The 9,688-nt window shown below is 66.6% G+C and carries 11 protein-coding genes and 1 tRNA gene; 10 read left to right on the top strand and 2 right to left on the bottom strand.

Annotation, left to right across the window (positions count from 1 at the left end; all coding sequences use genetic code 11):
• Together VFV09_01870 and VFV09_01865 are read left to right on the top strand one after the other, a co-directional pair.
• Positions 1-1,393, top strand: a 1,393-nt coding sequence (locus VFV09_01870; GenBank protein ID HEU4866451.1) for an NAD(P)/FAD-dependent oxidoreductase, incomplete at its 5' end; no start/stop codon positions are given.
• A 25-nt stretch (positions 1,394-1,418) separates the two neighbouring features.
• Positions 1,419-2,282 (top strand): DMT family transporter, encoded by an 864-nt coding sequence (locus tag VFV09_01865; protein ID HEU4866450.1) that lies wholly within the window; start codon positions 1,419-1,421, stop codon positions 2,280-2,282.
• Between the two features lie 43 nt (positions 2,283-2,325).
• On the opposite strand, the gene VFV09_01860 is transcribed toward VFV09_01865, so the two are convergent.
• A tRNA-Sec gene (locus VFV09_01860) sits at positions 2,326-2,417 on the bottom strand.
• Between the two features lie 196 nt (positions 2,418-2,613).
• Here VFV09_01860 and VFV09_01855 point away from each other — a divergent pair.
• From VFV09_01855 to VFV09_01820, 8 genes are all read left to right on the top strand, one after another.
• Positions 2,614-3,924, top strand: coding sequence for a hypothetical protein (locus VFV09_01855; protein HEU4866449.1), 1,311 nt, complete (start codon positions 2,614-2,616; stop codon positions 3,922-3,924).
• A 26-nt stretch (positions 3,925-3,950) separates the two neighbouring features.
• Positions 3,951-5,219, top strand: a complete 1,269-nt coding sequence (locus VFV09_01850) for a CpaF family protein (protein HEU4866448.1) — start codon at positions 3,951-3,953, stop codon at positions 5,217-5,219.
• Positions 5,210-6,145, top strand: coding sequence for a type II secretion system F family protein (locus VFV09_01845; GenBank protein HEU4866447.1), 936 nt, complete (start codon positions 5,210-5,212; stop codon positions 6,143-6,145). Before VFV09_01850 ends, VFV09_01845 begins: the two co-directional genes overlap by 10 nt.
• A complete protein-coding gene (locus VFV09_01840) occupies positions 6,142-6,990 on the top strand; it encodes a type II secretion system F family protein (protein ID HEU4866446.1) in 849 nt (282 codons plus the stop codon). The genes VFV09_01845 and VFV09_01840 overlap by 4 nt, the downstream gene beginning before the upstream one ends.
• Before the next feature lie 100 nt (positions 6,991-7,090).
• A complete protein-coding gene (locus VFV09_01835) occupies positions 7,091-7,324 on the top strand; it encodes a DUF4244 domain-containing protein (GenBank protein HEU4866445.1) in 234 nt (77 codons plus the stop codon).
• 19 nt (positions 7,325-7,343) lie between these two features.
• Positions 7,344-7,718 carry a TadE family protein gene (locus tag VFV09_01830; protein HEU4866444.1) on the top strand — a complete coding sequence of 125 codons (375 nt, stop codon included), beginning with the start codon at positions 7,344-7,346 and terminating at the stop codon, positions 7,716-7,718.
• Positions 7,705-8,094, top strand: coding sequence for an Rv3654c family TadE-like protein (locus VFV09_01825; protein ID HEU4866443.1), 390 nt, complete (start codon positions 7,705-7,707; stop codon positions 8,092-8,094). Before VFV09_01830 ends, VFV09_01825 begins: the two co-directional genes overlap by 14 nt.
• A gap of 26 nt (positions 8,095-8,120) precedes the next feature.
• Positions 8,121-9,116 carry a DNA polymerase ligase N-terminal domain-containing protein gene (locus VFV09_01820; GenBank protein ID HEU4866442.1) on the top strand — a complete coding sequence of 332 codons (996 nt, stop codon included), beginning with the start codon at positions 8,121-8,123 and terminating at the stop codon, positions 9,114-9,116.
• Between the two features lie 382 nt (positions 9,117-9,498).
• Here VFV09_01820 and VFV09_01815 read toward each other — a convergent pair.
• A partial coding sequence (locus VFV09_01815; protein HEU4866441.1) for a hypothetical protein occupies positions 9,499-9,688 on the bottom strand: 190 nt, incomplete at its 5' end.

The following is a 9,688-nucleotide window of genomic DNA, read 5'->3' as shown; positions in this document are numbered from 1 at the left end:
CGAGGAGCTCATGCCGGGGGTCAAGGTCTCCGCCGCCTCCTACGCCTTGTCGCTCCTGCGGCCCGACGTCTACCGGGACCTGGAGCTGGCCCGCCACGGTCTGGAGTTCACCCCGAAGGACCCGCAGATGTTCGTCCCGCTGCCCGACGACCGGCACTTCTTCGTCTGGCGTGATTCTGCCCGGACCCGGGAGGAGCTGGCGAAGATCCACCCGCCCGACGCCGACGCCTACGTGCGATGGGGGCGGTTCTGGGACGAGACTGTGGCGCTGATGCGGCCGTTCGTCGAGACGGCATCGCCCCCGCCGCCCGCCGAGGTGGAGCGGGAGCTGGCCCGCCGGGGCCGGTCGGACATATGGCGCCTTGCCGTCGCCGGCAGCACCGCCGAACTCGTGGAGGGGTTCTTCGCATCCGACGAGGTGCGGGGGTGCTTCGCCACCCAGGGCCTCGTCGGGACGCAGGCCTCGCCCCGGGAGCCGGGCACCGCGTGGGTGATGACCTACCACGCCCTGGGGGGCGAGCTGGTCGGCGCCGACGGCACCTGGGCCTGGGTGAAGGGCGGCATGGGCGCCTTGACGGCAGCGCTGGCGTCGGCGGCGGCGGAGGCCGGGGTCGAGATCGTGACCGGCGTGCCGGTGGAGTCGGTCCTGGTCGAAGGCGGCCGGGCGGTGGGCGTGACAACCGCCGGCGGCGGCGTCGAGACGGCCGGCGTGGTCCTGTCGAACGCCGACCCCAAGCGCACCTTCCTCGGCCTGGTTGCGGAGGGCGTCCTGGAGGCGGACTTCCAAAAGCACGTCGAGGAGTGGCGGGTCGACGGCGCCGTCGCCAAGGTCAACCTGGCCCTCTCCGAGCTGCCGGAGTTCCGGGCGCTGCCCGGCGGTCCCGGACCCCAGCACCGGGCGACGACCGAGATCGCCCCGTCGATCGCCTACCTGGAGGCGGCCGCCGCCGACGCCCAGGCCGGCAGGTTCTCGGCGGAGCCGTTCATGGAGGTGTTCTGCGCGTCGGCGACCGACCCGACGCTGGCCCCGCCCGGCATCCACGTCGTCTCGGCCTTCACGCAGTACGCCCCGGTCGGCGGCTGGTCGGCAGATGCGGCGCTCAAATCGGTGCTGGAGACCATCGGCAGGTACGCCCCGAACGTGCCGGATGCGGTGCTGGCGTCGCAGGTCCTCGGCCCTCCCGAGCTGGAGGAGCGCTTCGGCCTGACCGGAGGGGACATCTTCCACGGAGCGCTGATGCCCGAGCAGAGCTTCGGCGCCCGGTTCGCCTACCGGACGCCGGTGCCCGGCCTGTACCTGTGCGGCTCGGGGGCGAGCCCGGGTGGCTGCGTGATGGGGGCCGCGGGCCGCAACGCGGCAGCCACCGTGCTGGCCGACCTCCACCGTGCCTGACCCCGACGCAAGAGGCCCAACCTGGGTGTCCTGGACGCTGCTGGCGGCCGGTGTTCTGGCGGTCAGCGTGGCGGCTATCTTCATCCGCTATGCCGAAGATGCCGAGCCGCTGGCCATAGCGTTCTGGCGCTGTGCCGCCGGAACGTTGGCTCTGGCGCCTTTCGGACGGAGAGGGTTTGCCAAGCTTGCCGGCGGAGGCTGGAAGTTACCGTTGGTCGCCGGCGCCTTCCTGTCCGTCCACTTCGGAGCGTGGATCACCTCGCTCGAGGAGACGACCGTCGCCAACTCGGTACTGCTTGTGTCGACCACCCCGGTGTTCACCGCCCTGGCCGCCCGGTACCTGTTCAAAGAAAGGATGCGCCAGGCGGTGTGGGTGGGGATCGCCCTCACGCTGGCGGGAACCGCCCTGATTGCCGTGCCCGGCGGCGGGGAGGGCAAGGCCACGCTTTTCGGCGACACCCTCGCCATCCTGGGAGCCGTCACCGTGGCCGGGTACACGCTGGCCGGGCAGTTCTCCCGGAAGCGGCTGGGGATAGTGGAGTACTCGGTGATCACCTACGGCGCCGCGGCGCTGCTGCTCCTGCCGGTCTGCCTGGGGGCCGGAATACCGCTGTGGGGTTACCCGGCGGCAACCTGGCTGGCCCTGGCCGGCATCGTGGTTGGCCCTCAACTGCTCGGACATACGGTGCTGAACTTCGTGCTGAAGGACCTGGACTCGACCACCGTGTCTGCGGCGGTCATGGCCGAGCCGCCGATCGCGATCTTGTTGGCGTTCCTGTTCTTCTCGGAGGCGCCTTCGGTGTGGGTGTACCCGGCCGGTCTGGCGATTCTGTGCGGGATCCTCATGGTTTCGGTCAGCCGGGACCGGGCGCCTGAGATCATCGAGTAGTCCAACTGAAAAGCCGCCCCTTTTGAGGGGGCGGCTTATCTAGCGGAGACGGACGGGAATCGAACCCGCCCACCGGCTCATCACCGGTGCACTGGTTTTGAAGACCAGGAGAGCCACCAGGCCCCATTCGCCTCCGAAGCCAGAATAGTCGGATTGGCGTTATGCGTGTCCCCAGGCACGATTCGGAACTACGTAGAACCTCGTCGGTCTCCCGAAAATTACGGATTTTTGAGATTAGGTCTTCTCAATTGTCGGCGCGGTGATGTAAAAAATTGTCCAGCCACTTCCCCGGCGGGCACTTCCCCATGGTCCGATGCCAGGGGGGAGTTCCATGTCTTCATCACCCAAAGTGCTGGTCGCGTGCGACGACCTGGTCCTGCTCGACGAGGTAATTCGCCACCTCGAGGAGATTCCCCACTGGAGGCTGCTCCGGTCGGCCAGAACGGTCGATGAGCTTCTTCGCCTGGGCAACGACGCAGACTGCATCCTCCTTTCGGGTGCCATCGCGCCCGAGCTGGCCGCCCACCCGCGCGCCGGGCGGTTGTCGCCCGGAGTGGTCGTTTTCGGCCGGCAGGAGTCCCCCGAGGCCCTCCGCGCCGGACTTAGACTCGGCGCGAGGGGATTCATCCTCTGGCCGGACGAACAATCCCAACTGAGGGAATTCGTCGAGGTCAAGGCGCCGGCTCCCGAAGCCGCCTCTTCGCCGGCGGGAGCCCTGCACGCAGTTTGGGCGCCCAAAGGAGGAGCCGGGGCATCGGTCGTGGCTGCGAACCTGGCCGGCGCCTTCGCAATCTCGGGACGGTCGGCAGTGCTGGTCGACCTCGACCTGGACCACGGAGACCAGACCGCCTTACTCGGCGCCGAGCCGACCAACAAGTCGGTCGGAGACCTGCTGCGTGTGGCCGACGAGCTCTCGGCGAAGGTCGTGCAAAGCGTTCTGTGGTCTCATCCGATCGGGTTCCGGGCGGTCCTTTCTCCGGCGAAGCTGGGTCAGATCGGTGCATCGGACGGAGCAGCGGTGGGACGGGTTCTGCGGGCCATCCGTGAGACGGCGCAGAACGTGGTCGTTGATCTTCCGTCCGGTCTCAACCCAGTAGCCCGGGCCGGCTTTCACGAGGCCACGTCGATCTCGGTCGTTCTGACGCCGGACCTTCTCGGGCTCCGGAGATCCCGGTATCTTCTGGAGAGCCTGAATGCCGACGGAGTCTCTCCCGACAAGATCGACGTCGTTCTCAACCAGGCGGGCGGGCCCGACATCACGGCCAAGGAAGTCGAGGCGGTCCTGGGGGTGGCTGCGATAACCCGCGTCCGAGCCGATCTTCAGATCTACCGGGCGGCCAACCGCGGAGAGTTGAGCCCCCTGGCGTGCAAGATGCTTACACCTCTAGCCAAACGGCTGGCGTCGCTGGCCGGAGCTCCGCTTCCCGCAGCTCCCAAGCGAGCCGTAGCGCTGAAGACCCCGGTCCCGGCGGGAAAGCCGGCAGTTTCGCCGCAGGAGAACGCACCTTTCAACGGCTCGCGGCAGCCGGCGCCGCACCCGGTCCAGCCGCGGACAACTCACCCGGTTCGAACGGCGCGGGGCATTGGGCCCCCAGAGACTCCGGAAAGCCGGCGGAGGTGGCCGGTCAAGAGCCAGAACTAAGGTCTTCGACTTCTAGCGGGGGTTAGATGTCAGAGCAAAACGGCAGCGCCGATCTGAAGGAGCGGGTTCGCCAGCGCCTGCTGGACGAACGGGACCCCGCCCTGTTCGAGGGGAGTCAGGCCGACAAGCGGCTGAACCTGCGGGAAGCGGTCCGGCGGGTGTTGGAGGAGGACCGGGTGATCATCCCCGGTTCCGAGATGGCCAGCTTGGTCCGGCAGATATCGGACGAGGTCGTCGGGCTGGGGCCGCTCGAGGAGCTGCTGCGGGACCCCCGCATAACCGAGGTGATGATCAACTCGCCCAGCAAGATCTACGTCGAGCGGGAGGGGAGAATCGAGCGGGCGTGGGTCACTTTGGAGTCCGACGGCCAGGTCCTTCATCTGATCGAGCGGGTGATCGGGCCGCTGGGGTTGAGGATCGACGAGTCGCAGCCCTACGTCGAAGCCCGCCTACCCGACGGGAGCCGGCTCCACGCGATCATCCCGCCGCTATCGATCCACGGCCCGGCGGTCACCATCCGGCGCTTCTCGGCCCTTCCGTTCACCTACGAAAGCCTGTCGGCGAACTCCACGGTGAGCCGTTCGATGGTGAAGTTCCTGGACGCTGCGGTCCGTGCCCGGATGAACCTCATCATCTCGGGAGGAACCGGGAGCGGCAAGACCACACTCCTCAACGTCCTCTCCTCCTCGATCCCGGACCACGAACGGCTGATTACCATCGAGGACGCGGCCGAGCTGCGGCTGGCCCGGGAGCATGTCGTGTCGCTGGAGGCCCGCCCGGCGAACATCGAGGGCCGGGGGCTGGTCACCGTCCGGGATTTGCTGCGGAACGCCCTTCGCATGCGGCCCGACCGCATCATCGTCGGTGAGGTCCGGGGCGGCGAGGCGCTGGACATGCTCCAGGCGATGAACACCGGGCACGAAGGATCGTTATCCACCTGCCACGCCAACTCGCCGGCCGACCTGCTGGTCCGGCTGGAGACCATGGTGATGATGGCCGAGCTCGGGCTCGCGCCGGGACCGGTGCGTCAGCAGATCGCTGCCGCGCTCGACCTGATCGTCCACACCAGCCGCCTGCAGGACGGGTCCCGCCGGGTGACCCGCATAACCGAGGTGCGCGGGTTGACGGAGGACGGCCTGCAGCTGGCAGATGTCTTCCGGTTCCGGCCGACCGGTCTGGACGCAGCGGGACGGGTGGTGGGTGAGCTGGAGGTCGGTGAGCCCCCCGTCTGCCTGGAGCGGATAGAGGCGGCCGGGGTGCAGGCCTTCTGGGGCGAGGACGACCAATGGACCTGATCCTCGCGATTCTGGCCGGAGCGGCGCTCTTCGGAGTTGTGGCCGGCCGCGTGGCTCTTTATCGGTCACGCCAGGCCTCCCGGCTGCTCCAACGTTTGGACGTCCAAGCCCAAGCATCGTCGCGGCGGGCTCCGGGAGGCCCGCTTTTGGAAGGTTGGGCGGTCAGAGTCGCGGCAACACGAAGGGGCGCAGCGCTCCAAAGACGTGCGGAGGCCCACCACCCGGGGGTGCCGTTCTCGGACGTGCTGGCGATCGGGCTGGCGTCGGCTTTGGGTGGATGGATGTTCGCAGCGTTTATGTTCGGGGGGCTGCTCCTGCCGGTCATCGCTGCTGTGGCCACGCCGTACGCCGTCGATCGCTTCTTTCAAAAGCTGCACGGCAACAGGGCGGCCCGGATCGAGCGCCAGCTTTCCGAGGCGCTCTCACTGCAGGCCAACGTGCTTCGGGCCGGCCAGTCGCTCTCACGATCGCTGAGGATCCTCTCGGAGGAGACCAAGCCTCCCCTAAGGGAGGAACTCGGCCGAATGCTGGCCGAGGTGGACTTCGGCCGGCCACTGGAGGAGTCGCTGGAACGCTTCGCCGCGCGGGTGCCGAGCAAGGACGTCGACATGTGGGTTACGTCGATGCTCGTGCACCGGCAGACCGGCGGCAACCTCGCCGGCGTGATGGAGGCGTCGGCACAAAGAGTCTCGCAGCGGCTACAGCTCCGGAGCGAGATCAAGGCGATGACCGCGCAGGGCCGCCTGTCGGGCCTCGTGGTGGCCATGGCGCCGCTCGCCTTCTTCTTCCTTCTGTCGATCGGGTCGCGGGAGCAGATGGAGTTCCTGTTCACCTCTGCCATCGGTGTTGCGATTCTCATTGCCGGCCTGACGATGAACGTCGTGGGGATGTTGTGGATCCGCCACGCGCTGAGGATCCGGCTGTGAACGAGCTTCTCCTGGCTTCGCTGAGCGGAGTAACCGTCCTGTTGGGTTTGTTTGCTCTGCGGAGAAAGGACCCGGTCGTCGCAGGCCGGGTGGCGGCGCTGACTGGCTCGAGCAGCGCTCCATCATCGTTTCGTCCGTTGCGTGCCGTTCTCGGCTGGTTAGGCCGCTCCTATCCGGGTAACGCATCGGAGCTCTACGGGAAGCTGCTCGCCGCAGCCGGTATGAGCCGGCTCCCGGTGGAGTCGGTGCGCGGCTTACAGCTTCTTCTGGCTGGTGCCGGTTTCCTCGGAGGGCTGGCCTTCGGGCCGATGGCGTTGGTCACCTCCCCGGTCGGCATTCTTGTTGGCTACCGGCTGCCGCGCACCTACCTCGGATCCCGGAGCCGGAGGCGCAAAGAGGAGATGGCCGCTGCGCTGCCCGACGTCGTCGACCTTCTCGCCGTCTGCAGCCACGCCGGGTTGAACATCTCACTTTCGCTGAGACGGGTGGTGGAGCGTGTCTCCGGCCCTCTGGGAAAGGAGATCCGGCGGGTGATCGAGGAGATCGACCTGGGTGTTCCCAGAGCCCGGGCGCTCGAGAACCTGGCAGTCCGGTGCGGCCTGCCGGAGCTTGAGGCGCTGGTCCGGGTGCTGCTCAACTCCGAGAGGTTCGGGACACAGATCGCCTCCTCCCTGGAGTCCTTTTCCGCCGACGTTCGGGGACGCCTAAAGCGTTCCGCCGAGGAGCAGGCTCGAAAGGCGCCGGTCAAGATCCTCTTCCCCCTGGTCTTTTTAATCCTGCCGGCCTTCATCCTGCTGACCGTGGTTCCCTTGTTGGTCAGCGCGTTTCAGTCCATGGATTTTTAATGTCACACCCGGATGCCAGAGTTGTCTTGAACTTCCCCATCCCACTTCCCCACGCTCGACACACTTCCCAAATCGATGTTGTGCCAAGGAGGAGTGAGGCATGGAAGTGATTCGTAATCTGCAGACCCGCATCTACAACGGGCTGTGCCGGCTGAAGTGGGAATCCGGCCAGACCACCGCCGAATACGCGCTGGTGCTCCTGGCTGCGGCCGCAGTAGCCATAGTCCTGATCCAGTGGGCGTCGGGAAACTCGACACTCGAAGAGTTCTTCAACGGCGTAATTGCCCAGGTCCAGGAGAACGCAGGTATTGGCGACGGCGGAGGAGGGGACTAACCAAGCCCCGGTGATCTCAGTGAATGAGAACGGGCAGTCCACGGTGGAGTTTGCCCTGGTGCTGCCCGTCGTCCTGATCTTGATCCTCGGCCTCCTCCAGGTTGCCGTGCTGGCCCGGGATCAGATCATGGTGATGGGCGCCGCTCGGGAGGGGGTTCGGGAAGCGATCGTCACCCCCGACCAGGGCGCCATCAACTCCGCCGCCCGAAGTGCCGCACCAGGACTGAACCTGGACGTGAAGGTGACGCGGGGAACCGAGCGGGGCGATCCAGCGAAGGTGAACGTCAGCGCCCCGCCGGCGAAGCTGCCCATCGTCGGCGAGATCGTAGGGAACTTAAATCTCAAGGCCTCGGCCACCATGCGGATGGAGAAGTCGGACAGTGCGGGGCCTTAGGAAACTCGACCACGGCAATGCGAGCGTTGCCGTGGTCGGCGGCATGGCGATGATCATGGTGTTCCTCCTCGGCCTGAGCGACCTGGCCCTCTTCTTCATCGCCCGCACCCGGGCACAGACCGCCGCCGACTCCGCGTCGCTGGCCGCTGCGGCGGAGCTGATACCGGGGATAGGGGAAGACCCTGAAGGAAAGGCCCGAGAGTTCGCCGATGCCAACGGGGCCAAGCTAATCGCGTGCGAATGTCAGCCGGGCGGGACGGTCGCCCAGGTCTCGGTTGCGGTGCCGGTGAACATGACTCTTTCGGCCTTCTCGGACCTGAAGGAGGTGAGAGCCAACTCCCGGGCCGAGATCACCCTTCCCGGCTCCGGCCCGTAGTCCGGCTTGGCGCTAGGCTCTCCACGATGCCGGAACAGCGCGACTACGCCGCCAAGCGGCGATTCGACGAGACCCCCGAGCCTCCTCCGGAGGTCCCCGGTGACGTCGACCCGGGCAAGGCGCTGCCGGGCAAAACCTTCGTCATCCACCAGCACCACGCCCGCAACCTGCACTTCGATCTGCGCCTGGAGATGTACAACGGCCGCACCCCGGTTCTGGTCTCCTGGGCGGTCCCCAAGAACCTCCCCATAGAGAAGGGCAAGCGGGCGCTGGCCGTGCACGTCGAGGATCACCCGTTCGAGTACGGGGGCTTCAGCGGCTCGATCCCCGCCGGAAACTACGGCGCCGGAGAGGTCCGCATCTTCGACCGCGGCGAGTACGAGCTGACCGAGCAGGCCAAGGGCAAGCTCACCTTCCGCCTGAAGGGGGATCGCCTCAAGGGGCTGTGGCACCTGATCCAGACCAAAGGCGGCAAGGAGTGGCTGATTCTGCTGAGCGCCTGGGAGGGGAATGAGCCGGATCCCGTACCCACCGGCCCTCCGATGACCCCGGCCAGAACTGCGGAGGCATTCAACGACAAGGCCTGGGCGTTCGAACCGCAGCTGGAGGGCCAGAGGGCGCTGGCGGTGTGCGAGTACCGGAGAACCAACCTGCTGCTCCCCTCGATGCAGCCGCTAAGGGTTCCCGGAATGGACAAGCTGCACGAGCGATTGGTCGCCCGGAATGCGGTGCTGGACGGAGTGATCGTCGGCACCGGCAAGGATGCGAAGTTTCTGGCTGTCGACCTGCTGTACATGGACGACCGCTCGCTGACCGATGAGCCCTACAAGCGGCGGCGAAAGATCCTGGAGGAGGCGGTGGTCACGGGGGGCCTGCTGGGCACCTCGATGTCGATCCCCAAGGAGGGCAAGGCGGTGCTGAAGGCTGCGAAGGGCCTCGGCCTTGCAGGCGTAATCGCCAAGAAGCTGGACTCACCTTATGTGAACGGCCCCAGCGAGGACTGGCTACAGATCACAAACTGATCGGTGCCTCGTAGCTGGTCGAGGCTCAGCTCGGTGAAAGCGGAACCAAAGCGATCACGTCTATGACATTTTGCGAGAGGCGGAAGGATCGCCCTCGGCCGGTAGATCAGCTCCCAGCCATCCGCAACGCTGGCAACAAGAGCTTCCGGATACTCCACGCCCCGGTAGCGCCGGACTCGGCGTCCAGGAGGATTGAAGGGGTCTTCCATCACGGCCAAGAGGCCGTTTTAGACGCGCATTCGTGTATCGAAATCGTGAGGCTCAAGCGCCGTTTGAATCGCTTTGGGGTTTCGGTACCTCCACCCCACCTTTAGCTAAGGCTTAGAAAGTTCTTGAGGGCTTCGGCATCAAGGCTCAAAATAAGCAGCTGTCCGACCGTTGGCTAGTAGATCCCGTCGTCCTTCACCCGGCTGTAGGTGTCGCCGGGGGCCAGGAACACCACGCTTGCGCCCCCCGAGTTGCCGGTCGACCCGTTGATGGTGATGTTCTTGACGGCCGCCGGGTCGACCTCCCGGGCCAGCAGCGCCAGCTTGACCACCTCTCCGATAGGCACGTCGGTCTTCAGGTGCACC

Source organism: Actinomycetota bacterium (assembly GCA_035759705.1).
Classification (GTDB): Bacteria; Actinomycetota; CADDZG01; order JAHWKV01; family JAHWKV01; genus JAJCYE01.
The sequence above is the reverse complement of the archived record's forward strand: the minus strand, read 5'-3'. Positions and strand labels throughout refer to the sequence as shown.